At 31.9% G+C, this 25,506-nt stretch carries 32 protein-coding genes and 1 riboswitch; of the genes, 3 read left to right on the top strand and 29 right to left on the bottom strand.

Annotated elements, in window-relative coordinates; translation table 11 throughout:
* Positions 1 to 144: 144 nt before the first annotated feature.
* The 9 genes from ISP08_RS06620 to ISP08_RS06580 all read right to left on the bottom strand — a co-directional run bounded on the left by ISP08_RS06620 (position 145) and on the right by ISP08_RS06580 (position 7,169).
* Positions 145 to 1,023 (bottom strand): polyprenyl synthetase family protein, encoded by an 879-nt coding sequence (locus tag ISP08_RS06620; RefSeq protein ID WP_195718104.1) that lies wholly within the window; start codon positions 1,021 to 1,023, stop codon positions 145 to 147.
* Positions 1,004 to 1,240: an exodeoxyribonuclease VII small subunit gene (locus ISP08_RS06615; RefSeq protein ID WP_195718103.1), complete on the bottom strand. Its 237-nt coding sequence runs from the start codon at positions 1,238 to 1,240 to the stop codon at positions 1,004 to 1,006. Before ISP08_RS06615 ends, ISP08_RS06620 begins: the two co-directional genes overlap by 20 nt.
* A complete protein-coding gene (gene xseA, locus ISP08_RS06610; RefSeq protein WP_195718102.1) occupies positions 1,230 to 2,570 on the bottom strand; it encodes an exodeoxyribonuclease VII large subunit in 1,341 nt (446 codons plus the stop codon). Before xseA ends, ISP08_RS06615 begins: the two co-directional genes overlap by 11 nt.
* A gap of 14 nt (positions 2,571 to 2,584) precedes the next feature.
* Positions 2,585 to 2,971, bottom strand: coding sequence for a transcription antitermination factor NusB (nusB, locus tag ISP08_RS06605; RefSeq protein WP_048793611.1), 387 nt, complete (start codon positions 2,969 to 2,971; stop codon positions 2,585 to 2,587).
* Positions 2,972 to 3,095: 124 nt separating this feature from the next.
* Positions 3,096 to 3,473: an Asp23/Gls24 family envelope stress response protein gene (locus ISP08_RS06600; RefSeq protein ID WP_048793610.1), complete on the bottom strand. Its 378-nt coding sequence runs from the start codon at positions 3,471 to 3,473 to the stop codon at positions 3,096 to 3,098.
* Positions 3,474 to 3,484: 11 nt separating this feature from the next.
* Complete coding sequence (gene accC, locus ISP08_RS06595; RefSeq protein WP_048793609.1) at positions 3,485 to 4,846, bottom strand: acetyl-CoA carboxylase biotin carboxylase subunit; 1,362 nt, start codon at positions 4,844 to 4,846, stop codon at positions 3,485 to 3,487.
* Positions 4,846 to 5,319 carry an acetyl-CoA carboxylase biotin carboxyl carrier protein gene (accB, locus tag ISP08_RS06590; RefSeq protein ID WP_048793608.1) on the bottom strand — a complete coding sequence of 158 codons (474 nt, stop codon included), beginning with the start codon at positions 5,317 to 5,319 and terminating at the stop codon, positions 4,846 to 4,848. Before accB ends, accC begins: the two co-directional genes overlap by 1 nt.
* Before the next feature lie 205 nt (positions 5,320 to 5,524).
* Positions 5,525 to 6,082: an elongation factor P gene (efp, locus tag ISP08_RS06585; protein ID WP_195718101.1), complete on the bottom strand. Its 558-nt coding sequence runs from the start codon at positions 6,080 to 6,082 to the stop codon at positions 5,525 to 5,527.
* 28 nt (positions 6,083 to 6,110) lie between these two features.
* Positions 6,111 to 7,169: a M24 family metallopeptidase gene (locus tag ISP08_RS06580; protein ID WP_195718100.1), complete on the bottom strand. Its 1,059-nt coding sequence runs from the start codon at positions 7,167 to 7,169 to the stop codon at positions 6,111 to 6,113.
* 104 nt (positions 7,170 to 7,273) lie between these two features.
* Here ISP08_RS06580 and ISP08_RS06575 point away from each other — a divergent pair, with 104 nt between their 5' ends.
* Both ISP08_RS06575 and ISP08_RS06570 read left to right on the top strand, forming a co-directional pair.
* A complete protein-coding gene (locus ISP08_RS06575) occupies positions 7,274 to 7,855 on the top strand; it encodes a hypothetical protein (RefSeq protein ID WP_048793605.1) in 582 nt (193 codons plus the stop codon).
* A 27-nt stretch (positions 7,856 to 7,882) separates the two neighbouring features.
* The gene (locus ISP08_RS06570; protein ID WP_048793604.1) at positions 7,883 to 8,101 is read left to right on the top strand and encodes an SA1362 family protein; all 219 of its coding nucleotides are present in this window, start codon (positions 7,883 to 7,885) and stop codon (positions 8,099 to 8,101) included.
* Between the two features lie 63 nt (positions 8,102 to 8,164).
* On the opposite strand, the gene ISP08_RS06565 is transcribed toward ISP08_RS06570, so the two are convergent.
* Complete coding sequence (locus ISP08_RS06565; RefSeq protein ID WP_195718099.1) at positions 8,165 to 8,995, bottom strand: lipoate--protein ligase family protein; 831 nt, start codon at positions 8,993 to 8,995, stop codon at positions 8,165 to 8,167.
* 146 nt (positions 8,996 to 9,141) lie between these two features.
* On the opposite strand from ISP08_RS06565, the gene ISP08_RS06560 reads away from it, so the two are divergent.
* Entirely contained in the window at positions 9,142 to 9,528 is a 387-nt protein-coding gene (locus ISP08_RS06560; RefSeq protein ID WP_048793602.1) for a rhodanese-like domain-containing protein, read from the top strand.
* Between the two features lie 220 nt (positions 9,529 to 9,748).
* Here ISP08_RS06560 and gcvPB read toward each other — a convergent pair whose 3' ends face one another.
* From gcvPB to ISP08_RS06465, 19 genes are all read right to left on the bottom strand, one after another.
* Positions 9,749 to 11,224 (bottom strand): aminomethyl-transferring glycine dehydrogenase subunit GcvPB, encoded by a 1,476-nt coding sequence (gcvPB, locus tag ISP08_RS06555; RefSeq protein ID WP_195718098.1) that lies wholly within the window; start codon positions 11,222 to 11,224, stop codon positions 9,749 to 9,751.
* Entirely contained in the window at positions 11,211 to 12,563 is a 1,353-nt protein-coding gene (gcvPA, locus tag ISP08_RS06550; RefSeq protein WP_195718097.1) for an aminomethyl-transferring glycine dehydrogenase subunit GcvPA, read from the bottom strand. The genes gcvPB and gcvPA overlap by 14 nt, the downstream gene beginning before the upstream one ends.
* An 18-nt stretch (positions 12,564 to 12,581) precedes the next feature.
* Entirely contained in the window at positions 12,582 to 13,673 is a 1,092-nt protein-coding gene (gene gcvT, locus ISP08_RS06545; RefSeq protein ID WP_195718096.1) for a glycine cleavage system aminomethyltransferase GcvT, read from the bottom strand.
* Between the two features lie 75 nt (positions 13,674 to 13,748).
* Positions 13,749 to 13,842: riboswitch (glycine riboswitch) on the bottom strand.
* Positions 13,839 to 14,351 (bottom strand): shikimate kinase, encoded by a 513-nt coding sequence (locus tag ISP08_RS06540; protein WP_195718095.1) that lies wholly within the window; start codon positions 14,349 to 14,351, stop codon positions 13,839 to 13,841. It overlaps the preceding riboswitch by 4 nt.
* Positions 14,352 to 14,518: 167 nt before the next feature.
* Positions 14,519 to 14,914 carry a ComGF family competence protein gene (locus ISP08_RS06535; protein WP_195718094.1) on the bottom strand — a complete coding sequence of 132 codons (396 nt, stop codon included), beginning with the start codon at positions 14,912 to 14,914 and terminating at the stop codon, positions 14,519 to 14,521.
* Complete coding sequence (locus ISP08_RS06530) at positions 14,907 to 15,212, bottom strand: hypothetical protein (protein WP_195718093.1); 306 nt, start codon at positions 15,210 to 15,212, stop codon at positions 14,907 to 14,909. Before ISP08_RS06530 ends, ISP08_RS06535 begins: the two co-directional genes overlap by 8 nt.
* Complete coding sequence (gene comGD / locus ISP08_RS06525; protein WP_244138695.1) at positions 15,199 to 15,639, bottom strand: competence type IV pilus minor pilin ComGD; 441 nt, start codon at positions 15,637 to 15,639, stop codon at positions 15,199 to 15,201. The genes ISP08_RS06530 and comGD overlap by 14 nt, the downstream gene beginning before the upstream one ends.
* Entirely contained in the window at positions 15,620 to 15,928 is a 309-nt protein-coding gene (gene comGC / locus ISP08_RS06520; protein ID WP_195718091.1) for a competence type IV pilus major pilin ComGC, read from the bottom strand. The genes comGD and comGC overlap by 20 nt, the downstream gene beginning before the upstream one ends.
* 13 nt (positions 15,929 to 15,941) lie before the next feature.
* Positions 15,942 to 17,009, bottom strand: a complete 1,068-nt coding sequence (gene comGB / locus ISP08_RS06515; protein WP_244138694.1) for a competence type IV pilus assembly protein ComGB — start codon at positions 17,007 to 17,009, stop codon at positions 15,942 to 15,944.
* Positions 16,981 to 17,955 carry a competence type IV pilus ATPase ComGA gene (gene comGA / locus ISP08_RS06510; protein WP_195718090.1) on the bottom strand — a complete coding sequence of 325 codons (975 nt, stop codon included), beginning with the start codon at positions 17,953 to 17,955 and terminating at the stop codon, positions 16,981 to 16,983. The genes comGB and comGA overlap by 29 nt, the downstream gene beginning before the upstream one ends.
* A 48-nt stretch (positions 17,956 to 18,003) precedes the next feature.
* Positions 18,004 to 18,627: an MBL fold metallo-hydrolase gene (locus tag ISP08_RS06505; protein ID WP_195718089.1), complete on the bottom strand. Its 624-nt coding sequence runs from the start codon at positions 18,625 to 18,627 to the stop codon at positions 18,004 to 18,006.
* Entirely contained in the window at positions 18,614 to 18,952 is a 339-nt protein-coding gene (locus ISP08_RS06500; protein ID WP_195718088.1) for an MTH1187 family thiamine-binding protein, read from the bottom strand. The genes ISP08_RS06505 and ISP08_RS06500 overlap by 14 nt, the downstream gene beginning before the upstream one ends.
* Complete coding sequence (locus ISP08_RS06495) at positions 18,952 to 19,938, bottom strand: glucokinase (protein WP_195718087.1); 987 nt, start codon at positions 19,936 to 19,938, stop codon at positions 18,952 to 18,954. The genes ISP08_RS06500 and ISP08_RS06495 overlap by 1 nt, the downstream gene beginning before the upstream one ends.
* Positions 19,939 to 20,139 carry a YqgQ family protein gene (locus ISP08_RS06490; protein ID WP_195718086.1) on the bottom strand — a complete coding sequence of 67 codons (201 nt, stop codon included), beginning with the start codon at positions 20,137 to 20,139 and terminating at the stop codon, positions 19,939 to 19,941.
* A complete protein-coding gene (locus ISP08_RS06485; protein WP_195718085.1) occupies positions 20,140 to 21,582 on the bottom strand; it encodes a rhomboid family intramembrane serine protease in 1,443 nt (480 codons plus the stop codon).
* 14 nt (positions 21,583 to 21,596) lie between these two features.
* Complete coding sequence (locus tag ISP08_RS06480; protein ID WP_195718084.1) at positions 21,597 to 22,133, bottom strand: 5-formyltetrahydrofolate cyclo-ligase; 537 nt, start codon at positions 22,131 to 22,133, stop codon at positions 21,597 to 21,599.
* Positions 22,134 to 22,260: 127 nt separating this feature from the next.
* Positions 22,261 to 22,410 (bottom strand): 50S ribosomal protein L33, encoded by a 150-nt coding sequence (gene rpmG, locus ISP08_RS06475; protein WP_002483181.1) that lies wholly within the window; start codon positions 22,408 to 22,410, stop codon positions 22,261 to 22,263.
* 141 nt (positions 22,411 to 22,551) lie between these two features.
* On the bottom strand, positions 22,552 to 24,600 hold the full coding sequence (locus ISP08_RS06470; RefSeq protein ID WP_048793586.1) for a peptidoglycan D,D-transpeptidase FtsI family protein: 2,049 nt from the start codon (positions 24,598 to 24,600) through the stop codon (positions 22,552 to 22,554).
* A 120-nt stretch (positions 24,601 to 24,720) separates the two neighbouring features.
* Complete coding sequence (locus ISP08_RS06465) at positions 24,721 to 25,320, bottom strand: superoxide dismutase (protein ID WP_048793585.1); 600 nt, start codon at positions 25,318 to 25,320, stop codon at positions 24,721 to 24,723.
* Positions 25,321 to 25,506 lie beyond the last annotated feature (186 nt).

The raw sequence follows: 25,506 nt of genomic DNA, 5'->3' as shown, positions 1-25,506 counted from the left end.
ACAAAAAGGTTAAGATTACATAGGCAAAACGACGTTTACTAGATTTTATTAGCACGCATAAATCTAATAATAAAACATTGCACACAAGAAATATAGTAAAAATAACATTTCTTGTGTAATCGCCTATAATCTCAACCTAAAATGCTATGATTCTCTATTGATAAATAATTCAATGATATATTTAAGAGCTGAAGTATCATACTGATCTGGTAATTGAGCTAAACAGTTGTATGCAGCATCAGTGTGATATTGTAATTTTTGTTCAGCACCTTCTAAACCTAATAACGAAACATAAGTGCTTTTATCATTTTCAATATCACTACCTACTGATTTACCTAACTTTTGTTCATCACCATAAACATCTAATAAATCGTCTTTAATTTGGAACATTAATCCAATATGGTCACTATAATCACTTAGTGCACGAGCAACTGTTTCGTCGGGTTGTGCTATATCTACTGCACCCATCACCGCGAAGGAAATAAGCGCTCCTGTTTTAGCGCGGTGAATTTGTTCTAAAGTTGTGACATCTATTGACGTATTCTCACTTTGCATATCTAGTGTTTGGCCGCCTACCATACCGATATGACCACTTGCAGATGATAAACGTTTGATTAATTTAATTTTGACGCTATCAGTTAATGAATCGTCGTGAGAAACTACTTCAAACGCTTTAGTCAATAATGCATCTCCAGCTAAAATTGCTTTCCATTCACCATATACTTTATGATTTGTTAATTTTCCTCGTCGGTAGTCATCATTATCCATAGCGGGTAAATCATCATGTATTAATGAATATGTATGAATCATTTCAACACCTAATGCTGGTGCAAGTCCTTTTTTGTAATCGTTTGTTAGCATATCTAAAGTTAATAATAATAAAACAGGTCTGATTCTTTTACCACCGGCAGTTAGGGAATATGTCATACTTTCTTCTAAGTTAGTGCCTAAATCGGATGTAGTGATAGCATGAGATATTGTAGCATCGACTTCAGAAATATATTTATCCATCAACTTTTTCATTATCTTGTTCCTCATCTGTGTCATTTTCTTCTTTTATTAACTCATTCACTTTATTTTCAGCATTTTTTAATGTTTCTTCACATGAAGCCGATAATTTCATTCCACGTTGATATAAATCTAAAGATTCTTCTAATGAGACATTTTCGTTATCTAACTTTTGAACGATTGATTCAAGTTCTTCCATCATTTCTTCAAAACTTTGCTTTTTATTTGTCATCTTCGCACCTAACTTTCTGTACTTTTGCATCTACAGTACCATCTTTCATCGTTAACACGATGTTATCATTTTCTGATAAATTTTTAGTACTCGTAACGACTTGTTGTTCTTTATTAACTATAGTATATCCTCTTAACATTGTATTCGTTGGGCTTAAAGTATTTAAGTTTTCCAATTTATTAGCGAGATTTTGCTGTCTTAAACTAATACTATTTTTTAAAATTTTAACTAACTCTTGTTGCTTCTGTGATGTAACTTTTTGATATCTTTCAATATCTAATTTGAATTTTTTTAAATTAAATTTACTATCCAGTAATTGCAAACGTTGTTGCGAACGATTAATCAACATTGTTATGGATGCATTTAATTGTTTTTCAAGGTCATCTCTTTTTTGAATTTGTTGATCATAAAGTAATGACGGTGTTTTAAATTTATAGTATGAAGACGTATGTTCTAATTGTTTACGCTGTTGTTGAATATACTGATTAATATTGCGCGTTAAAAATAATTTCACTTGTGCAATTTGTTGATACAATTCTTGTTGGTCAGGTGTAGCAATAACAGCAGCTTGTGTTGGTGTCGCTGCCCTTACATCTGCGACAAAATCACTTAATGTAAAATCGGTTTCGTGTCCAACGGCTGAAATCACAGGCTTCTCACAATTAAAAATGGCCTTAATTACTTCTTCTTCGTTAAAATTCCATAAATCTTCTATTGAGCCGCCACCACGCCCAATAATAATAGTATCTACATCTAATGTGTCGGCATATTGTAATTTTTCTATGATATCTTGTTTTGATTGTTCGCCTTGAACTAACGTATTAATTTGTACTTGTTCAACGAGTGGATAACGACTGTTGATAGTCGAATGAATATCTCTTATTGCTGCACCAGTGCCTGCAGTTAAAACAGCTATTTTTTTAGGGAATTTAGGTATTGTCTTTTTATGTTCTTGATTAAAGTAACCCGATTGAGTTAATTTTTTCTTAAGTGCTTCTAATTTTTGATAAAGATTTCCTATACCATCAATTTGCATCTTATTGACATATATTTGATAATTGCCTCTTCTCTCATAAACAGATACTCGTGCTTCAATAAGAACTTCGTCGCCTTCTTTAGGTTCGAAATCTAAGTTGCTTGCAGCACCTTTAAACATCATTGCATTGATTACACTGTTTTTATCTTTAACGTTAAAGTACATATGACCGCTTGAATGTTTCTTAAAGTTAGACAATTCGCCCTTTATAAGAACAGACTGAAGGTGTGGGTCTTGATCAAATTTATATTTTATATATTTAGTTAATGCAGAAACACTTAAATAATCGGCCATATTTTATCACTCTTTTATTCAATATTGCTTAAAACACCATTAATAAATTTATAATGGTCGTCGTCGCTAAATTGCTTTGCAAGTTCTACTGCTTCATTAATCACAACTTTTTGTGGCGTCTCGCTATTTAATAGTTCGAATGTTGCCATTCTTAAAATAATGCGATCAGTTTTTAATAATCTGTCTAATGTCCACTCTTTTAAATGTGGTTGGATTTTATCATCTAACACTGGTTCATGATCTTTTACACCTGTAACCAACCAATGAATAAATTCAAAATCTAAATCTTCGTTATCATCTTTAATGAAATTTATAGCTTCTTCAATAGATAATGAATTATCTTTTATTTCAATTTGAAATAATGTTTGGAAGGCTTGCATTCTTGATTCTTTTCTACTCATGTTATGCTCCTTAAGTCAAGTTAATGTCTAAGTTAAAACTAAGAAAGAAGTCTGGAAAGTATATAGGTTGAAGCATCAACTATATTACTTTCAATCAGACTTATTTTTATTTAACTGTTAACTATTATTTATTATTATTCACTTGCTTAGTAGCAATGTGTGAAATGTGTATGTTTATTTGTTCTGGTTCAATAGAAGTTAATGATTTTAAAGAGTTGTAAACGGTTTGTTGAATGTTTTTTGCAGTTTCTGCAATATTCACACCGTATTCAAAGGCGCAATAAATATCGATATATACTGAATTGTTGTCTATTGAAATTCGTAATCCTTTATTTAATTGTCTTGGCGTTATTGCATCAAAATCTGCATTTTTAAGCTCTTTAAAGTGCCCATGTAGCCCTTCAATTTGTGATGTTGCAATGCTCACTGTTCTTGCAATGACTTCTGTTGATATTTCTATTTCACCTAGATTGGTTTGAGCTTGTTCTGAAATCTTTACCATATACAGACCTCCTAGTTAGATTCATCTGTATCCATGATATTATGTTCTTCTAAAAACTTAGTATTAAATTCTCCACTTCTGAAGATATCATTCTTTAATAAACGAATATGGAAAGGAATCGTTGTATCTATACCTAAGACGACAAATTCTTCTAATGCACGAATGCCACTCATGATTGTTTCTTCTCTCGTAGGTTGATGTACAATAAGTTTCGCTACCATAGAGTCATAATAAGGTGGAATTGTATAATTAGTATAACAAGCTGACTCTATACGGACACCAAAGCCCCCAGGAGTTAAATATTGAGTTATTTTACCAGGTGACGGCATAAAGTTTTTATGTGGGTTTTCAGCGTTAATTCTAAATTCCATTGCGTGTCCATTGATCGTAATGTCTTCTTGTGTGTATGGAATTGCTTCACCCATTGCTACTTTTAATTGTAACTTAACTAAATCGATACCTGTTACCATTTCAGTTACTGGATGTTCCACTTGAATACGCGTGTTCATTTCCATAAAATAGAAGTTATTTGAATCTAAATCAAATATAAACTCTATAGTACCGGCATTTTCATAGTTAACAGCTTTAGCTGCTCTAACGGCTGCATTACCCATTTCTTCACGTTTATCCTCTGAAAGAATGGGTGAAGGAGCTTCTTCGACTAATTTTTGCATACGTCGTTGAATTGTACAGTCTCTTTCACCTAAATGAATAACGTTACCGTATTTATCACCAATGATTTGAATTTCTATGTGTCTAAAGTTTTCGATGAATTTTTCTAAGTATAATCCACCATTACCAAAAGCTGTTTCGGCTTCTTGCTGGGTCATTTTATAGCCGTTCTCTAATTCTTTTTCGTTACGCGCGACACGAATACCTTTACCACCACCACCGGCAGTAGCTTTAATAATTACTGGATAGCCAATGTCAGAAGCAATTTTTTTGGCATCGTCAATAGACTTAATAAGTCCCTCACTACCTGGTACTACGGGTACATTAGCTTTTTTCATTTCTTCTTTAGCAATATCTTTAATACCCATTTTTTGTATTGATTCATAACTTGGCCCAATAAATTGTAATTGGCAAGCTTCACATAACTCAGCAAAATCTCCGTTTTCAGCTAAAAAACCGTATCCGGGATGTACGCCATCACAACCAGTTGAAGTTGCGATAGAAAGAATGTTTGGTATGTTTAAATATGAATCTTTAGATTGAGTAGGACCAACACAGTATGCTTCATCTGCAATTTGAGTATGTAATGCATCTTTATCCCCTTCAGAATAAATAGCAACTGTTTGTAATCCCAATTCATGGCATGCGCGGATGATGCGAACAGCAATCTCTCCACGGTTAGCTATTAATATTTTCTTCATTATTTCACCTTAAATAACGGTTGGCCATACTCTACCATTTGACCGTCTTCTACTAAGATTTCAACAATTTCCCCGGTAACTTCGGCTTGGATTTCATTAAATAATTTCATAGCTTCTAAGATACATACAGTCGTGTCATTTGAAACAGCATCCCCGACTTGTACATATGCACCTTCTTCTGGTGATGGTGATTTATAAAATGTCCCAACCATCGGTGCGTTAATTGTTTTGCCACTCGTATCCGCAGCGCTGTTCGCAGCAGTGTCAGCATTATTAGACGCAGCTGGTGCAGTAGCAATTTCTTGTTGAGGAGCTACTTGTTGCATAGGTTGCTGTGATATTTGTGGTGTGATTATTTCAGTTTCTTTTTCTTTTTTTAAGTTAACGACGTTGCCTTTATCTTCAATGTTAATTTCAGTTAGACTCGATTGGTCTAAAATTTCTATTAATTCCTTTATCTCTTTAAAATTCATAAAAATAACTCCTTCAGAATGTTTTCATCTACTTTGTTTATTTTACTCGAGTGAAAATATCAATTCAAGTATATATAAGTACAGAACAATATTTTAAAGTAACTTTACCACTTTAAAATGATGCGTCTATGTATTTTTCACAAAATAAAACCTTTCCAACCTTCTAATTTCGATTGGAAAGGTTTTGATATTATATTAAGTAGTCTTATCCTCTTGAAATATAACTACCGTCACTTGTGTTAATTACTAGTACGTCACCTTCGTTAACGAATAAAGGCACGTTTAAAGTATAACCTGTTTCAACAGTTGCAGATTTAGTCGCGCCTGTTGCTGTATCACCTTTGATACCTGGTTCAGTTTCAGTTACTTGTAACTCAACTGTTTTAGGTAACTCAACACCAATTGTTTCGCCTTCATAACTTTGAATTTGAACTTCCATGTTAGCTTTTAAATATTTTAATTCGTCTGCTAAATAGTCAGCTGCTAGTTCAGTTTGTTCGAAAGTTTCATTATCCATAAATACGTGCATATCACCATCAGCATATAAATATTGCATACGACGGTTTTCGATCATAGCTTGTTCAACTTTTTCGCCTGCACGGAATGTTTTTTCTTGGATAGCTCCAGTTCTTAAGTTACGTAGTTTTGAACGTACGAACGCAGAACCTTTACCTGGTTTTACGTGTTGGAAATCAATAACTTTCCAAATACCGTTATCTACTGATATTGTTAAACCTGTTTTAAAATCATTAACCGAAATCATTCAGTTTCCTCCTCAACTTTACGCTCTTCTATAAAATAATAAGGTCTTTTGTGCATTTAGTAAAGAGTTCACAGCCATTTTCTGTGATTAAAATGTCATCTTCAATTCTAACGCCACCTAGACCATCAATATAAATGCCAGGTTCAATTGTAACACAATTATTTTTTTGCAATAAGCTGTCAGATTTCTTAGATAGTGCTGGGCCTTCATGAACGTCCAAGCCAATACCATGGCCTAGTGAATGTCCAAAAGCTTCACCATATCCTTGTTCAGTAATGTAGTCTCTTGCTACGGCGTCCAATTCTTTTCCTGTTATTCCAGCTTTAGCAGCTTCTATACCTTTTTGGTTAGCAGTTAACACGATTTGATAAATTTCTTTCATTTTTTCGTCTGGTTCACCAATAGCGAACGTACGAGTTATATCAGAAGAATATCCTTTATAATACGCACCAAAATCTAACGTAATTAATTCGCCTTGTTCAATTACTTTTTCGCTAGCTACGCCGTGTGGTAATGCACCACGGTAACCTGACGCAACGATGGTATCAAATGAAGTACCTTCTGCACCAAGTTCTAACAATTTGCTTTCTAATTTAGCTTTTAACTCTTGTTCAGTCATACCACTTTTAGCAATAGATAATACATAATCGTATGTTTCATCTACAATTTCAGCTGCTTTTTGAATGATCGCTATTTCATTATCGTCTTTAACTTCTCTAATTTTTTCAATAGCACCACTTATGCTAATTAGACTTACGCTAGATTTACTTAATTGCAAATAAGTATCATAGCTTACTAAATTTCCTTCAAAGCCAACGTTTTGTAATCCTAAATTTTTAAATTGGTGTTTGACTTCGTCAATTAAACCACTTGTTTGTTCGATGATTTCAAATTCTGTGGCTTGTGATGTGGCTTGCTCGATATATCTAAAGTCAGTGATTAAGTATTGATGGTCTCTGGTAATAACTAAAGCGCCACTTGTACCTGTGAATCCTGATAAGTAACGTCTATTAAAGTCTGATAGTACTACCACACCGTCTAAATGTTTTTCTTCAATGTATGTATTTAATTGATTTAATCTACTCATGGAACCTCCCCTTTATTCGATAAATTTGTACATTTTTTCTTTATACATTAAAATGATAGCATAAATACATACAATAATTATAGTTTTTGAACTAGGAGATAATAATGAAAAAGAAAATCATTGCAATCATCGCGGCTACATCGTTATTGGCAGGTTGTGGCAGTCAAAATTTAACCCCATTAGAGAAAAAATCAAGTAAATTACATGATGAAAATCATAAACTAAAAAGCGACATTCAAAATTTAAATCAACAAATATCTTCACAAAATGAAAAAATTAGCGCTTTGAAGAAAGATAAAGATAATATTAAAAAAGCTAAAAGTAATAAAAAGAAGGCATCTTACTTGAAAGCATCTTCTAAATATTATGATGATATTACTGAAGTTATTAGAAATTATAATAATATTGAAGATGATATCAACAAGAACAAAGGTGACAAAAAAGTTCAAGAGAAAATTGAAACTGTAACAAATGATGCAGATAAAGCTTATTCTAATTATTCAACAAGTATTGATAAAGATGAAATGTCATCTTCTGACAAATCTACCGATAAAAGCATTAAAAAGTTAGATAAAAAGCTTACAAATGCATTAGGAACTATTAAAGATGGTTATGCTGTGAAAGATAAGAAAAAAATTCAAAAAGGACAACGTTCTCTTTCAAATGTTAATATAAATAGTAATTAGCTTTTGAAGTAATTTGGGAGGAATTAAATGAAACGAGTATTATTTTATATAGTTATTGCGATAGCAGCTTTTGGACTAATTATGAATTTGGATGATTTTATATTTAGTTTTGTAAAAATGCTCGTCAGTTTAGCTATAATCGTTGCCATCATTTACGGCGTATATTATTTCTTTTTCTTAACTGAGGATCAAAGAAAATATAAAAAAGCAGTTCGTAAATCTAAAAAGCAACATAGAAAACATTAAAAGCATTATATTTAAATAAAAAAGAACTTTACAACGGCATTGTAAAGTTCTTTTTTAATGAAGTTATTTACGGTAATTCCATTCATCAGATTTATATTTTTCTATAAGTTCATCTATTTCATTTTGTTGTTCTGGCGTTAATGTTAAAGGTTTGAATTCTATATTTAATCCCTTTTTAAATCCAGCTTCGAATGCTGCTTCCATTTCCGGAATAGTGATGTGTTCAGTAGCGATATCATTGATTGCTACTGCTTTATCTACAAATGCTTGTTTCATCTTATCTTTTAATCTGGCATTTTTAAAGATGAACATATCAAATAAATCATCAATATCAACGTCTTGCAATAATGAACCGTGTTGCAAAATGACGCCCTTTTGTCTGACTTGTGCACTACCAGCAATTTTGCGCCCTTCAACAACTAACTCGTACCAACTTGGTGCATCGAAACATACAGCACTTCTTGGTTGCTTTAATTTTTCACGTTCTTCTTTAGAACGAGGAATGGCAAAATAAGTATCGAATCCTAATTGCTTGAACCCTTCTAAGAGTCCCTCTGAAATGACTCTGTATGCTTCTGTAACGGTCGATGGCATATTAGGATGTGATTCAGGCACTATCACACTATAAGTAAGTTCTTTGTCATGTAATACCCCTCTACCACCAGTTTGACGTCGAATTAGGCCATAACCCTTCTCATTAACCTTGTCGATGTCAATTTCTTTTGTTAACCTTTGGAAATAACCCACAGATAATGTGGCTGGGTTCCAGGTATAAAATCTAATTACTGGATCAATCTCTCCCCTTGAAACAAAATTCAACAATGCTTCATCCATTGCCATGTTGTAATATGGGTCGTTACTTCCAGTGTTAATAAAATGCCATGTTTCAGTCACTATAAAAACTCCAATCATATTAAAAAGTATAGGAACGGTTTAATGATATCGGTTACAAAACTTTAAAATTTTTAAAAAATATCTTTTGATAAATCGTTCTAACAGTCTTATAATATATATTATCGAGAAAATAGGGAGGATGCAAGATGAGTAACTTTTGGTTTATAGCTTTAGCATTAATTATTATTATCATCGCTTATATGTTAATCAACCAATTAATCAATAAAAGAGCAGTTACAGAACTAAATCAAAATGATTTTCATGACGGTTTAAGAAAAGCTCAAGTTATTGATGTAAGAGAAAAAGTTGATTATGAATATGGGCATATTGTTGGAGCTCGCAACATACCTATTACAATGTTTAAACAAAGATTTCAAGGTTTAAGAAAAGACCAACCTATTTACCTTTGTGATGCCAATGGAATAGCAAGTTATCGTGCCGCACGAATCTTGAAAAAGAATGGCTACACTGACATCTATATGTTAAAAGGTGGCTATAAAAAATGGTCAGGCAAAATTAAATCAAAAAAATAAACCACTTATATGGTTAATTTAAAAAAGATTAGATATAGTTTGAACATACTTTAGTTGAGACTGGGTTATATTATAATAACTCGGTCTTTTTTTGTTCCATTGTTTTTTCTTCACTAAGCTTTTTTACATATTAAAAACTTATAATAACAGCAAATGACGATTTCTATTATATTCAAATAGAAATCGTCATTATTAATTTATTTAGATTAAATATTACTTATTATTTTTCTTCTGCTAAGCGTTCGAATTTAAGTACTGGCTTACGTGCAGCTTTAGTTTCATCTAGACGATCAATAATTGTAGTGTGTGGTGCTTCCAACACAATGTCTGGATTATTTTCAACTTCTTCTGCAATTTGTATCATTGAGTCACAGAAATAATCTAATGTTTCTTTAGATTCTGTTTCTGTTGGTTCAATCATCATGCCTTCATCGACATTTAATGGGAAGTATATTGTTGGTGGATGTACACCAAAGTCTAACAACCTTTTAGCCATATCTAAAGTACGTACACCATGTTCTTTTTGCTTAGAACCACTTAAGACGAATTCATGTTTACAATATTGTTCGTAAGGAATTGCAAAGTGCTTACTAAGACGTGCTTTAATATAGTTAGCATTTAGAACGGCAGCTTCTGAAACTTCTTCTAAACCAATATTACCCATTGTTCTAATATAGGTATACGCTCTTAAATAAATACCAAAGTTACCATAAAATGGTTTAACTCGACCGATAGAATTTTTAATATCATTATCGTATTTGAAAGTATTATTTTCTTTAACGACCATTGGTTTAGGTAAAAAGCTGGCTAATTCTTTTTTAACCCCTATAGGTCCTGAGCCCGGACCGCCACCGCCATGTGGTCCTGTAAATGTTTTGTGTAAGTTTAAATGTACAGCGTCAAACCCCATATCACCAGGTCTTACTTTATCCATAATAGCGTTTAAATTTGCACCGTCATAATACAATAAGCCACCTGCTTCATGCACAATGTTTCTAATTTCTATTATGTTTTGTTCGAAAATTCCTAGCGTATTTGGGTTGGTTAACATAATTGCAGCCGTATTTTCATTTACAACGCGTTTTAAGTCTTCTACGTCGACTTCTCCACGTTCATTAGATTTAACTGTTACAGCTTTGAAACCAGCAAACGCCGCAGATGCTGGGTTTGTACCATGAGCTGAATCAGGAACAATAACTTCGTCTCTATGACCTTCATTATTTTTTAAATGGTATGCTTTGAAAATCATTAACGCAGTCCATTCTCCATGGGCACCAGCAGCTGGCTGTAAGGTTACTTCATCCATACCAGTAATCTCTTTTAATTCTTCTTGTAAGTTGTAAATTATTTCTAAAGAGCCTTGGACTTGTGATTCCTCTTGCAATGGATGTGCCTCAGCAAATCCAGGAATGCGCGCCACTTTTTCATTGATTTTTGGATTATATTTCATCGTACAAGAACCAAGAGGATAAAATCCAGAATCTACACCAAAGTTTTTATTTGATAGTTCTGTATAATGACGAACTAGATCTAATTCAGATACTTCCGGAAATTCAGCTTTGTCTTTACGAATAAATTTATCATCGAGTAACTGTTCAACAGCATTACTGTCTATTTCTTTTTTAGGTAATGTATATGCATAGCGATCTTTTTTAGAGCGTTCAAATATTAATGGAGTTGATTTACTTACTACCATTGATTTCACCTGCTTTCTCAACAAATGTATCTATCTCAGCTTTAGTTCTTAATTCAGTTACTGCTACTAACATATGTTGCTCTAGTTCTTCGTCAACTTCTTTTAAATCAAAGCCTCCTATAAAACCTTCATCAACTAATTTAGCATTGATATTAGCAATAGGTTGATCAAATTTAACGACAAATTCATTAAATGATGTACCTTCTAAAATGGTAAAACCATTATTCTTAAATTGATCTTTAGCATAATTTGCATTTTCAAAATTTCTAATTGCAATATCTTGTAAACCTTGTTTACCTAAAGCTGACATACATATTGATGACGCCAATGCATTGAGTGCTTGGTTTGAACAGATGTTAGAAGTAGCTTTGTCACGTCTAATATGCTGTTCACGTGCTTGTAGAGTTAATACAAATCCACGATTACCTTCTTCATCTTCAGTTTGCCCTACTAAACGACCTGGTGTTTTACGCATTAATTTCTTAGTCGTTGCAAAGAAACCACAATGAGGACCTCCAAATTGTGCAGGTATGCCAAATGGTTGAGTGTCTCCTACTACAATGTCAGCACCAAAATCACCAGGTGGCGTTAATAAGCCAAGAGAAATTGGATTTGTGTAAACGATAAATAATGCTTTTTTATCATTGATTAAGGATTGGATTTTTTCTAAATCTTCAATAGAGCCGTAAAAATTTGGATATTGAACTGCAACTGCAGCAGTGTCATCATCAATTGCTTCTTCTAATTTAGCTAAATCCGTTATTGTGCCATCTAAATCAATTTCCACTAGCTCAAATTCGGCACGTGTTTGAATATATGTTTTTAATACTTGAAGTGCTTGATAGTGTAATCCTTTGGATACTACGATTTTATTCTTTTTAGTTTGGCTAAATGCTAAAATACAAGCTTCTGCAAAACTAGTTATACCATCGTACATTGAAGAGTTAGCGATATCCATACCAGTTAATTCACAAATTAATGTTTGAAATTCGAATATTGCTTGTAATTCCCCTTGAGAGATTTCTGGTTGGTATGGTGTGTAAGCTGTATAGAATTCTGATCTAGAAATCATTGCATCTACGACTGCAGGAGCATAATGATCATATACACCAGCACCTAAAAAAGAAGTATGTGTTTCTTTAGTAACATTCTTTTTAGCAATGCCATTTAATTTTTTAAATAAAGAAGTTTCTGACTCCCCATCGTCAATTTTTAACTCTCTATTTAATAATATATCTTTTGGTACATCACCAAAAAGTTCATCTATAGACTTTGCGCCAATGACATCAAGCATTTCTTGTTTATCTTGTTCGGTTAATGGAATATAACGATGACTCACTGTGGACACCCCTTTTAGTTATTTAGAAATTTGATTTTTTTTGACAATTTTTGCTTTAACTTGACGTTTACGAACTTGTACTAATAATTCTTTTCCTAATTCGAATTCATCTCTGTTAATTATTGCTAACCCAATAGATTTACCACTTTGTGGCGATTGTGTTCCAGAAGTAACTTCACCGATTTGATTGCCATCAAGATCTAATACTTCGTATCCGGTACGAGGAATACCTTTATCAATCATTTCTATACCAATTGTTCTTCGTTTTGAGCCATTTTCTTTTTGCTCTTTTAAAACAGATTTTCCAATAAAATCAGCTTCAATAAGTGGTTTTGCTGCAAATGCTATGCCACCTTCATACGGTGTAATGGTTTCGCTTAAATCTTGGCCATGTAGTGGTAAACCTGCTTCTAAACGTAATGTATCTCGTGCACCTAAGCCACATGGTGTGACATCATGCTCGATAAAATGATTCCACAAAGCAACACAATCTTGTGCTTCACAGTAAATTTCAAAGCCATCTTCACCCGTATAGCCTGATTGAGAAAGCATAATCGTTTTTCCTAAATAAGAAACGTTGTGAGCGACATCAAAAGGTTTCATTGATGAAAGATCAAAATCTACATCCTGTTGTACTAATTTTCTAGCTTCAGGCCCTTGTACTGCTAGTTGACCAAATTGATTTGAAACATTATCTACTTCAACATCAAAATCTTTAGCATGTGATTTAATCCAATCAAAATCTTTGTCAGTATTCGCAGCGTTAACGACTAATAAAAATGTATCTTGATTAAGTTTATAAGTGATTAAATCATCGATGACACCACCATTTTCATTACATAAGGCAGTATATTGTGCTTTATCTGTTGTTATTTGGTCTGTATCATTAGATAAAATATATTGTATAAATTGTGCACTTTCATTACCTTTGATTTGTATTTCCCCCATATGACTGACATCGAAAATACCTACAGAAGTTCTTACTGCAATATGCTCATCTTTAATGCTTGAAAATTGTACAGGCATCGCCCATCCACCAAACTCTACTATTTTTGCATCACTATCAACAAAAGTTTGATAAAGTGGTGTTTTTTTTAAGTCATTCGTCATTATGCTACCTCCTAATATATGTATTAAAAAACAGGATAGCTAATTAAAGCTACCCTGTTTCTTCATCCAGGAATGCGTCACAGTGTTATCCTTTTGCCTGAGAGTTTCGTTAAACTTGCACCTTCGGCGATGACATCAAATCTTTGTCATTCTCTCCAACACTGATCAATCGCTTGTTAAGCGTTCTATTATTGTTGTTTGTAATTCATTTAAAGTCATATCACTGCTAACTTTGATGAATGCGATTTCATTATATCTTGAAACTCTAGTTAAATACAAGTCATTTAGTGAGGAAAGCGTTTTATTGTTAGCATTGGGACGATTTTGATCATTTTTAATACGTTCGTATAAAATATTAATATCGCAATCTAACCAAATTACGTTACTAACATTTTTTAATAGTTGATGAGAATCTTCGCCTTCTATAATGCCACCACCAGTAGAAATAATATCGTAATGATTTAAGCAGTCTTTTAGGTATTTAGCTTCTAGTTGACGAAAACCTTGTTCTCCTATCGCATCAAATATTTCGGGTATCGTTTTGTTTTCTTGTTGCACGATATAATGATCTAAATCTACAAAAGAAAGATGGTTTGATTCAGACATATACTGGCCAAGAGTTGTTTTACCTGTACCCATAAAGCCTATTAAAACAATTGGTGTTATACTGCTTTCCATGAAATTACTCTTCCTCCGCTAGTTGTCTTTGAATTTGATTATCGTAATAGTCATTTATATTCGATAGCGTCTTCAATTTCAAGCTATAATTTATAATATAAAATGATATTAAAAATAAATATAGCATAAAAAAGCTCATCACAAAAGGATAGAAATAACCATTACCTTTAAAAATACAATGTTTTCTCAATTGTTTCACCTTTGTCTTGGAGTTTAATATCTAGTAGGAAATTATCGTTGTTTAATTCGGTCACGTTAAATGTCATAACATTATATAGCATAGTTATATTACCGCTGTTATTAACTTCTTTTATAATTTTATTATTCTTGAACTTGTAATAGTATGCCTTATCTCCCCTTTGAAATTTAATAATATTATGGTTTATTACAGTAACTTTCTTAGTTTCCTTATAATCTTTTATCATGTCTCTAAGGAAAAACTCTAATTCAATGTCTGCAATACTTGTTATGCTAGTATTAAATATAAGTATTGTCTTTAACAAAAATGGTATTAATTGAACGAGTGTTAACATAATTAACATAGATAACATCATTTCAATCATTGTAAATGCTTTTACTTTGTTGTTGATAACATATTTTTTTATTAGTCGTCTCCTTTTGAACACAAATTATTTTGTCCCGCTTCGTTATTACGTATTGACCATAGTTAGTATTATCAGGCAATTTAGTCGTCTTAATAAGTTGATTGAATAAAACTCTTTTTAATTCTAAATCACTATGTTGATCATTTAACTTATTAGTAGAAATATTTAGTAGTGGTAATATCGAAATGCATATGATACTTAGCATCAAAAATGAAAATAAAGCATCTAGTAGAACAGAACCCTTATAATTTTTCATAACGGATTCTTCCTTTTTCAATATGAAATATAATTTTATAAATTGTATTATTTAGTTTGATATATAGAGAACCGAATTGATGATTATGACCATCTTTATCAAAAGTAATATATTTTAGGTTTGTATAAGGATGAATACTGCCATTTTTTATTGATAATGGAGGGTATTGGTTTTGTTGCTTATCGATAATTTTTATTGAATTATGATGTGGCCGAAATATTAATACTATTGATTGTTCCTCTTTAATTGCTTTAGATTTTAAATACTGAATTTCTGTAATTAACTGTTTGATTTGATTTTCCTCCGTATAAAAAGAAGAGGATTGTATTTTATTATTAAATTGCAAATAGAGCATGGTAGTCAAAATAAGCATAACAATTATTAATTCTAAATAAGAAAAAGCAGGTTTAGCTTGCAACAGCCTCACCGTTATTAATTGCTATTGTTTGGCCATTTTTACATGACTTTTGATCATCTTTTATGAATCCCTCACTTACTAAATTATCTATCGTATTTGGAGGCTGGCCAAATTTCAATGTATAAGCCTGTATTTGACTGTCTATAAGTTTTAACTGTGCTTTACAGCCTGTGGATTGTATATGTTTAGATTGTTTTGAAATGTTAGGAATTATTAATACCAATAGAAGACTAATTATAAGTAATACTAAAAGCATTTCTATTAAAGTAAATGCCTTGAAATGTTTTATTTTTTTCATTTCTAACCTCCTGTTACTTAATAGTTTGAATTAATTCAAACATAGGTAGCATGATTACTAAATAAAGTGCAATGATTAGAAAGGCTAATATGATAAAAGTTACAGGTTGTATAATTTTAATTTGACGCTTCATTTTTTGTTCGATTTTAGTTCTGATAATCGTACTATAAAATTGCAATTCTAAACCTAATTTTCCACTTTGTTCACCTTGAGTAATAAAAGTTATTAAGTCAGTTTGATAACAAGAAATATTTGATAAAATTACTCCTAACGTATCGCCTTGTTGTGTACCTTGAGCGATTTGTTTAGCTAGATATTTTAAGTAATGGTCATCTTCTTGCATGTTATATAACTTAACAATATTTTGTAATGTAACACCATGGCGATAAAATAATGATAATTCTGAAGCTAATCTGTATGTTTTGAAGAGACTAAAATAATGTTTAATAATTGGAATGAATTTCATGAATTTAATTTGTTGAGGAATTGTAAGTCGATGATAAATCGTCCAACAAATAGTTGTTAAAATGATAATAAATACAATTACATAGATGAATAAAATGGGCAATGTTGTGATAAATAGACTCATAAATTGTTGGAGCGGAGAGAGTTTGACCTCCATCGTCTGAAAGAGGTCATTGAATTGTGGGATAATCGTATAATTTATTGCTATAAGCATGATAATAAAAACTGTGATTAAGACGATTGGGTATTGTATTGTTTTAAGTAGCATTTTTTTAGCTTGATAATTTCGTTCTAAATAAGACTGTACGTGAATTAAACTACTAGATAAATCTCCAAACAGTTCGGCAAAGTAAATAAACATAACAATCGATTGAGGAAAGTTTAATGATTTTAATATTTGATGACAACTGGCACCTGAATTTATTGTTTTTAAGATCTTTTGTTTTATAGTATCTTTACGAAATGCCGTCTGTCTGACTAAAAATCTAAACGACTCAGAAATAGTAAAACCATGATTTATTAAATCATTTAATCTACTTATAAATTCTATTTGTGCTTGATTGGATATAATTTTTCTGTAATAAGGTCTAAATATACTTTTGGTAAGTATCCTCACAAATGACCCCCCCTTCTGACAAAGATTTTAATTCCTTTGGCAAGCTTTGAAAATTTGCGGGCAACTTATAGTCATGTTCAAAGAAATAATTAATATCATCATTATTCATATGCTCAGCTATTAAGAATCTTTGGTTATCATTAGAAGTGACAAGTCTTTGATTTGTAATGCAGAGTACAGATTGTGCTAATTCTTGTTTGGTTACACCCATTTCTAGCAATCTTAATAATGCGCCTTTACAATTATTTGCATGCATTGTCGTTAAAACTAAATGACCACTTAAACTTGCATGTAAGACTTCTTTTGCGATTAATTGGTTTCTAATTTCTCCAATTAATATCACATCAGGGTCACAACGTAGTATAGCTTTAAACGAATTTTGATAATTAATACCAGCTTTCTCATTTACTGAAACTTGAGTGATGCCATTAATAATACGTTCAACAGGATCCTCAATTGTAATAACATTCAAATTGAGTCGTTCTTTTGCGTACATCGACATATTATACATACTTGTGCTTTTGCCAGAACCTGTTGGACCAGTGAACAGTAATAAACCTTGTTTTTTACTCATGAAATCATATAAATAAGGCAAATTTAAAGGTTGTTGCTGGGGATTAAAGTAGTGTGGCACAATACGAATAACACAACTTTCTAAACCAAGTGATAGAGGTAATGTTGAGATGCGTAGATAATATAACTCTTTATGTTTATAAATATATCTACCACTTTGTGCTTTATGACTTGTCGATACATCTAAATTGGCTTGATATTTCATAAAAGTTAAGAGTTTTAAGTATAAACTCTTTGTTATCGTTTGATGCTGAAGTAACTCATCTTGCACTCGCAATTTAATTAACACTTTTTTATCAGTCGGAATAAAATGTATGTCAGAACTATTCTGAGTAATAGCTTTATTAAGTATTTCGTTGAACAATAATTTCAAAAAAGTCACCTCCTACTTTATTAAACGTAAGAGGTGACTAAATTACTTCTAGCCATGTAAAAATGGATTAAGTTGTTCATCGTCAACGGTTGTATAAGGGCCGTGGCCAGGGAATAAAGGTAAGTCGCCTTCTAGCTCAAATAATTTATCTTGTATTGAGTCGACTAATGTTTCGTAGTCCCCTTTATATAAATCAGTACGGCCAATACCTTGTTTGAATAAGGTGTCACCGACTACTGCAAAGTCATTGAAAACGAAAGTTAAACTACCAGGTGAATGTCCTGGCGTGTGTAACACTTCAAATTCAAATCCTTCTATACTAACTTTACCTTCTTCTATCGGTTGTGGTTTAGCGTCACTTATTACTTCAGGTAAGCCAAACTGTTTAAATTTTGCTGAACCGTTCTTTTCGGTATTATTTAAAAAATCAAATTCAATAGCACTCATATAAACCGGGACTTGATATTTGTCGACAATATCATCCAATGCTGCTATGTGGTCAAAGTGAGCATGAGTTAATAATACTGCTTTGACTGTTTTATTAAGTTGGTTTACTTTTTTAATAATTTGTCCACTTTCGCCTGCAGGGTCGACAATTATTATGCCGTCTTCGTTCTCTATAAAATAACAGTTAGTTTCAACTGGACCTAGAGTTAAACTAGATATTCTCATTGTTATCACCGTTAGAATTTAAATATTTTTCTACAGATGTTAATTTGTCATTCATCTTTCTTGATTTATCACGTCTGTCATCTATTCTAATATTTGTACAAACTCTATCTAGCCCTTTATCAAAAGGTAGTTCGTGAATTGCTTGCACGACTTCTAATAAATCGGCTAATTCGCCTTCTATTAAAGTGTTCATCGGTGTAAGTTGGTAATCTATTTTACCAGCTTGTTTATATTCTTTTAATTTAGTTTGGATTTCTGCAATATATTTACTTACGCTTGGTCCCTCAGTACCTACTGGAATTACAACAACATCAACAATTGCCATTATTTAATACCTTCCTTCTCTATCACATACGTATAAATTAATCCTGCAGCTCCTGTAATACCGGCATCATTACCTAATTCGGCCTGAACAATTTCAGTGCCTTGTTGCGCAGGTGTAAAAGTTAAATTATAGTATTCGGTTTTAATATTTTCGATTAAAATTAAACCAGCTGTAGACATACCGCCACCTAAAACAATATATTTAGGGTTGCTCGTCACACTAATAATACTGCATAAGTAAGCGACATAATTAGCAACTCTTTCTGTGATGAAAATACAGAACTGATCGCCTTCTTTAGCGGCATTAAATACTGCTTTTGCTGTGACTTTATTAGCTTTAATTAATTCTAGTATAGATGATTTAAAAGTTAATTTAGGATAATAGAAATTTACTAAATTAACGACTCCTGTTGCTGAAGCGACTGTTTCGACACAACCAGACTTACCACAATTACATTTGAAACGTTGATCATGATCAACTCTGAAATGGCCTATCTCAGCGCCTGAACCGTTGTGACCATGTACGATTTCTCCATTTGAAATAATACCGCCACCTAAGCCAGTACCTAAAGTAATAGTTACAACATCATCTGCACCTTTACCTGCGCCTTTATGTTTTTCACCTAATGCTGCAACATTGGCATCATTATCTACGTAAACAGGACATGAAACGAATTGTTGGAATATTTCTCTAACATTCACACGATCATCCCAATATAAGTTGACAGCACCATATACTATCCCAGTTTCAAATTCTATTGGACCTGGTACGCCAATACCTACACCGATAACGTCTTCAAATTTATAACCGAATTCCGCTACTTTTTCTTCAAATGAATCATAAACGCCTTTTAATAACTTATATCCTGTTGAATCAGTAGTATCAGTATCAATTGACCATTTTTCTAATCTTTCTAGATTTTCATCAAATAAACCTAATTTACAAGTTGTACCGCCAATATCTGCAGCTAATATGATTTTCTTCATTTATCTATTCATCCTTCTCTGCTTTATAATTAATTTGCATTTAATATAATCGTCTTTTGATATTAATTCATATTGGAATAATTGAGAAATTTCTTGTTCAATCATTTCATACATATCGTCTTTATCTTTAAAATAAATAATAAAACCGTATTGTTTTAACAATTGCAAAACATCATAAAAGTTATTAAGATTTTGTTTCATTTAATCTTTCAACTCTTTTGTTAAATTTAAATAATCATGGTTATGAGGATCGGCTTTTAGTGCCTTTTTAGCATACTTGCGTGCTTTACTTTTATCATCCAATGCACGATTTGCTATAGCAAGTTCATAGTTTAAAATACCTGAATTTGGATAATATCTTAAACCTCGCTCCCAGTCAGCCATACCTTCAGCTCTAGAATTTAACGTCGTAGTAATTAAACCGTTTAAATAATATGTTTCGTCATCCGCATAATTCTTTTTGATAGTATGTTTTACCATACTTTGAGCTTCTTTGTAGTTACCTTGAGTCATTTCGTTGGTGATGATTGTATTGTAGATATTATCTTCTTTAATAGTGAAAATTCGAATTTGAGCAGCTACGAAAAGAACTAACAAGAGTACGACTACAATCCAAAACTTGTTTTTATCACTAACGAAGTAATGACCTAATAAACAAATTAAGAAACCACCGATTAAACCGCCGATATGAGCATAAACGTTAATATTACTCATAAATAACGAAATTACGATTAATATAACTAATACAATGAGTAATTGACCAATTAATTTTTTATTAAAGCTTTTGCTAATAAACATAAAAGCAAACAATGCGCCAATCAATCCAAATATTGCACCACTGGCACCGGCGGAGACCGTAGTAATACTAAATGATAAAGATGCAAAGTTAGCAAATATCCCTGCAAACAAATATATTACAAGCATACGCCAATGACCCACTATCGACTCTACTATTTTACCAAAAATAAAGAGGCTTAGCATGTTCATTAAAATATGTTCAAAGTTGTAATGTAAAAATATAGACGTAACTAAACGATACCATTCACCATGAATAACATTAAAATGAACCAAACCACCTGCGTCTAATAAACTTAGTTGTGTAAAATGATTGAAAAATAAAATCATCGATAACCAAACAATGATATTAATGATAACTAAGCTATATGTAATAGGTGCAAATTTTAACATATGTTTTTCAATAGGATTAGTGTTTAAAACACGCTTCTTAAAATATGATAATGTATGCTTTTTATTATCTTGTTTAAATATAGTTTTAATAAATAAGTTAGGCATAATCCGTTCAAGGGATTGCTCGTTTCTTAATATTTTGATGTTATAATTCGTTTTACCCGATTCGTTTAAATGTTCATCTGTAAAGTTGTGCTCTGTTATAAAATAGAACGTTACTTTCTTAGGTTCAAAAGTTAAAAATTCAGACACATCTTGTTTATGTTCTTTTATTTTATCTTTAGTAAAACGAATTTCTTGAGCGGATTTAATATTGTAATTAAATATGACGAGCTCGCTTTTCTTTTTATGAGCAAGCCATACTTCTTGGTTATTTTCATCATGATGAACTAACTCAAAATTAAAGTATTTTATCCAAAAATAACTGCATTTCCAAAAATGCTTTTCTGTAACCATTTGTGCCTCCATTATTAAGTTGTAGCGATTATTAAAGTATCTACAGGTTGATCATGGTCCTCAATTTCAAATGAATCAATTTGAAAATCATAAACCAAGCTTATTGTATCCTGTTTATGACTTGCTAAAAATTTGTCGAAATATCCACCACCATAGCCAATCCGATATCCTTGATGGTTAAACACAACACCAGGTACGATTAATAAATCTAAATTCTCTGTAGTTTCATTATCGGCAATCACATGATTAATCCCTTTGCTATCTAATTCAATTTCAGCAAAATCAGTGATTTCTTTAAAAATCATTGCGTGAAGTTTGTAATTTGTTTCCGGAACAAAAACCTGTTTCTTATCTTCGAACATATGTTTAATTATATTGTATGTATCCACTTCGTGAGGCATCGATAACACAATACCAACAGTTTGTGCATTTTGATAAGTCTCCGTATCAAATAATTGATTGGCTAAGGAACTATCTGCAGATTGCTTATTTGTGCTAGAAAATGATTTCATTTTATTTAGCATCTGTTTGCGCATCTCAACTTTAGTCAAATGCTCACCCTCTTCGTAACCATACTGACATTATTATAACGTTTCTCAATTATAATGTCATTCAACGGCTACATATTTTAAGCAAAATAAAAAACTAGGTTCATAAGAACCTAGTTTTATAGACGAATTATTTTGTTTCACGGTGCATAGTGTGTTTGTTGTCACGAGCACAGTGTTTTTTCATTTCGATTCGTTCAGGATTAGTACGTTTATTTTTAGTTGTAATGTAGTTTCTTTCTCCACATTCTGTGCAAGCTAATGTTACGTTTACGCGCATGCTAATTCCTCCTTACCTTTTCAAAATACGACCTATTAATCATACCACTTACTTGAAAAATTGAAAAGTATTTATTTTTAATTAAAATGCTTTATATCGCTCTTTTATATCTAAAATATCCATATATTAATATTAACGGTATTATTTTTCTTTATTTTTAAAATAGTCGTTAATAATATCTTTACCGACGTCACCGCCATTTAACCATGGTTCTGGTACTGGCTGGTTAGTGTAAACAATTGAAAATGCTAATTTAGGATTGTTTATTGGTGCATAGCCGATATAAGTGGAGTTAACTCTAGGTTTACCATCTTGGAACACTTCGGCTGTACCTGTTTTACCAGCTGATGGCACATCAGTGTTATGGAAACTTTCATAACCTGTTCCAGGTACTTCATTAAATACCATTTTGAAACCTTGTTGCACTTCATTGATTTGTGCTTTTGTGTTATTAACTTTGTTCAAGACATTGCCTTTAATTTTTTGTTTAACTGGGCCAAGCGTATCTTGATTTGTAGCATTTCTAATTTCTAATCCAATATGAGGTTGTATTCTATAGCCATTATTGGCAATTGTAGAGACATATTGTGACAGTTGCATTGGCGTATAAGTATCATACTGTCCAATTGCTAAGTCTAAATAATTACCCGGATTATTGTTTAGTGGTTCAATTTGACCACTTGTTTCGTTCGGTAAATCGATACCTGTTTTAACACCAAGTCCTACTTGGTTTAGCCCTTTACGTAATTTTTGACCAGCTACTGTTATATCTGATGGTAAATTCATGTTAGGCATATAAGGATGACCTGCAATTTTTAGTGCAGTTTTAAACATATATACGTTTGATGAATGCATCAATGCTTGTTTGTCATTAATTGTAACTTTACCATCTTGGTTAAAGTAAGAATGTTTCTGTAGACCACCAGCAAATTTCAATGGTTCATCGACCATTTTTTCGCCAACTTTTATAGCATTATTTTGATAACCTGCTAATAAAGTACCACCTTTAACTGATGAACCTACAGCGTATTGGGAAGTGAATGTACCGATATCGTAGTCAGTCATACTACCATCTTTATGGATTTGTTTACCCACCATAGCTAAGATATCACCGTTATTAGGGTTTTGGACAACCATCAATGCATTATCCATATTTTTAGCGCCTTCGCCACGTAACTTACTAATTTGCTCTTTTAGATATTTTTCTGTTTTACGTTGTAAATCAATATCAATACTTAAAACTAAATCATCACCACGAGAACCTGGGTTTACAACTTTAGAATTGATTATATCTCCAGATTTATCTGTCGTATATTTCATTTCTTTTTTCTTACCTTTTAAAATGTCTTCGTATTGATATTCTAAATATGATTTACCGACACGATCGTTACGAGAGTATCCTTTAGATAAATATTTATCTGTTAATTCTTTAGGGATACCTTCTTTAGATGTAGAAACATCACCTAAAACGCCTCTTAAAGTATCACCATAAGGATATTTTCTATCCCAATCCATACTCGTATTTACGCCCGGTAACTGTGTTAATTTTTGCGAAACAGCAGCGTATTCTTTCTTCGTTACACCGTCGTTTTTAATGGTTTGTGGATTCAAAGTAGAACCGGACATCATTTCACGATAAATTGCCAGTACTTGTAAATCTTTATCAGTTAAACTATTTAATTGTTTTGATGTTATTTTTTTATGTAAAGTAGCATCATATTGTTCTTGTGAGATACTGCCATCATCTAATAGACTTTGCTCATGTTTCATCATGGCTTTAGATTTATTTGGATGTTTCTGTATCCAATAATCTTGCTTATCTCTATCAGTGATTTGATCCGTTTTCATGTGAATAAGTTTAGATAACTTTCGTGCCGTGGTTAATACTTCATCTTGTGACGTTTTTTTACCACGAGTGTATGTAATAGACATTTTTGATGCATTATCTACGATAACTTTACCATTTCTATCAAGAATCCTACCCCTTGGTACTGACTCATTTACAGTTATGTTTTCGCTATTTTTAATTTGCTGTTTGTAATGAGAACCTTGGGCAATTTGTAAATAACCTAATCTGAGTACGACAATAGCAAAGATAAAAACAATCAGCCCAAAAACAAAGCTAACTCTTTTATTCATTGTATTTCTTATTTTTTCATCATTTGATTTTTCTTTTAAACGTTTTAACAAATCAACCTACCTCTATTCAATAGTTCTCTATTCAAATGATATATTAAATCACCTTATATTTCTATAATTTTAATAAAAAAAATGACAGCCTCGTTAAAGGCTGTCATCAACTAAATAAAATTATTTAGCTGCATTGTATAATTCGTCAACTTTTTCCCAGTTAACTACGTTCCAGAAAGCACTGATGTAATCTGGACGTTTGTTTTGATATTTAAGGTAATAAGCATGTTCCCAAACATCTAAACCTAAGATAGGTGTTTTACCTTCAGTTAATGGGTTGTCTTGGTTAGGTGTAGTAACGATTTCTAAGTTACCGTTATTTACTACTAACCATGCCCAACCTGAACCGAAACGGCCTGCAGCTTTATCAGCAAATTCTTCTTTAAATGCATCTAAAGAACCCCATTGTTCTTTAATTTTATCTACTACAGTACCTTTTTCTTCAGAGTTAGGAGTTAATAATTCCCAGAATAATGAGTGGTTAATATGTCCCCCACCATTATTACGAACAGCTGTTTGAATGTTTTCAGGAACGCTGTCTAAGTTTGCGATAATTTCTTCGATAGACTTAGATTCTAACTCAGTTCCTTCAACTGCTGCGTTTAATTTTGTTACATAAGTGTTATGGTGCTTATCATGGTGAATTTCCATAGTTTCTTTATCAATATGTGGTTCTAACGCATCAAACTCATAAGGTAATTTTGGTAATTCAAAAGCCATAAATAATCATCCTCCTAATTAATGTTAAGTAAAGCATAACAATTATTATATATGACAACAATTAAAATGCTTATCATTTTAATCAGACATGTAATTAATAAGTTGTCATCTTTGTTACTCTTCTAGTATATCTCAAATTAGCAATTTTTAAACATATATTCATTATAAAATGTTTGTTTAATAGTA

The organism is Staphylococcus lloydii, from assembly GCF_015775975.1.
GTDB lineage: Bacteria > Bacillota > Bacilli > Staphylococcales > Staphylococcaceae > Staphylococcus > Staphylococcus lloydii.
This window is presented reverse-complemented; position numbering and strand designations above follow the sequence as displayed.

Bases quoted from the DNA above. Each gene is read 5' to 3' on its own strand.
- gcvT (WP_195718096.1), bottom strand. From the start codon at position 13,673: ATGACGAATGACTTAAAAAAAACACCACTTTATCAAACTTTTGTTGAT.
- efp (WP_195718101.1), bottom strand. From the start codon at position 6,082: ATGATTTCGGTTAATGATTTTAAAACAGGTTTAACAATATCAGTAGAT.
- ISP08_RS06505 (WP_195718089.1), bottom strand. From the start codon at position 18,627: ATGAGAATATCTAGTTTAACTCTAGGTCCAGTTGAAACTAACTGTTAT.
- ISP08_RS06485 (WP_195718085.1), bottom strand. From the start codon at position 21,582: ATGGTTACAGAAAAGCATTTTTGGAAATGCAGTTATTTTTGGATAAAA.
- ISP08_RS06580 (WP_195718100.1), bottom strand. From the start codon at position 7,169: ATGAGTAGATTAAATCAATTAAATACATACATTGAAGAAAAACATTTA.
- ISP08_RS06465 (WP_048793585.1), bottom strand. From the start codon at position 25,320: ATGGCTTTTGAATTACCAAAATTACCTTATGAGTTTGATGCGTTAGAA.
- accB (WP_048793608.1), bottom strand. From the start codon at position 5,319: ATGAATTTTAAAGAGATAAAGGAATTAATAGAAATTTTAGACCAATCG.
- ISP08_RS06570 (WP_048793604.1), top strand. From the start codon at position 7,883: ATGAAACGAGTATTATTTTATATAGTTATTGCGATAGCAGCTTTTGGA.
- comGC (WP_195718091.1), bottom strand. From the start codon at position 15,928: ATGAAAAAAATAAAACATTTCAAGGCATTTACTTTAATAGAAATGCTT.
- nusB (WP_048793611.1), bottom strand. From the start codon at position 2,971: ATGAGTAGAAAAGAATCAAGAATGCAAGCCTTCCAAACATTATTTCAA.
- ISP08_RS06540 (WP_195718095.1), bottom strand. From the start codon at position 14,351: ATGGAAAGCAGTATAACACCAATTGTTTTAATAGGCTTTATGGGTACA.
- ISP08_RS06530 (WP_195718093.1), bottom strand. From the start codon at position 15,212: ATGAAAAATTATAAGGGTTCTGTTCTACTAGATGCTTTATTTTCATTT.
- ISP08_RS06490 (WP_195718086.1), bottom strand. From the start codon at position 20,139: ATGAAACAAAATCTTAATAACTTTTATGATGTTTTGCAATTGTTAAAA.
- ISP08_RS06495 (WP_195718087.1), bottom strand. From the start codon at position 19,938: ATGAAGAAAATCATATTAGCTGCAGATATTGGCGGTACAACTTGTAAA.
- rpmG (WP_002483181.1), bottom strand. From the start codon at position 22,410: ATGCGCGTAAACGTAACATTAGCTTGCACAGAATGTGGAGAAAGAAAC.
- ISP08_RS06620 (WP_195718104.1), bottom strand. From the start codon at position 1,023: ATGAAAAAGTTGATGGATAAATATATTTCTGAAGTCGATGCTACAATA.
- ISP08_RS06560 (WP_048793602.1), top strand. From the start codon at position 9,142: ATGAGTAACTTTTGGTTTATAGCTTTAGCATTAATTATTATTATCATC.
- ISP08_RS06575 (WP_048793605.1), top strand. From the start codon at position 7,274: ATGAAAAAGAAAATCATTGCAATCATCGCGGCTACATCGTTATTGGCA.
- gcvPB (WP_195718098.1), bottom strand. From the start codon at position 11,224: ATGGTAGTAAGTAAATCAACTCCATTAATATTTGAACGCTCTAAAAAA.
- ISP08_RS06615 (WP_195718103.1), bottom strand. From the start codon at position 1,240: ATGACAAATAAAAAGCAAAGTTTTGAAGAAATGATGGAAGAACTTGAA.
- ISP08_RS06600 (WP_048793610.1), bottom strand. From the start codon at position 3,473: ATGGTAAAGATTTCAGAACAAGCTCAAACCAATCTAGGTGAAATAGAA.
- xseA (WP_195718102.1), bottom strand. From the start codon at position 2,570: ATGGCCGATTATTTAAGTGTTTCTGCATTAACTAAATATATAAAATAT.
- accC (WP_048793609.1), bottom strand. From the start codon at position 4,846: ATGAAGAAAATATTAATAGCTAACCGTGGAGAGATTGCTGTTCGCATC.
- ISP08_RS06500 (WP_195718088.1), bottom strand. From the start codon at position 18,952: ATGGCAATTGTTGATGTTGTTGTAATTCCAGTAGGTACTGAGGGACCA.
- ISP08_RS06535 (WP_195718094.1), bottom strand. From the start codon at position 14,914: ATGATTGAAATGATGTTATCTATGTTAATTATGTTAACACTCGTTCAA.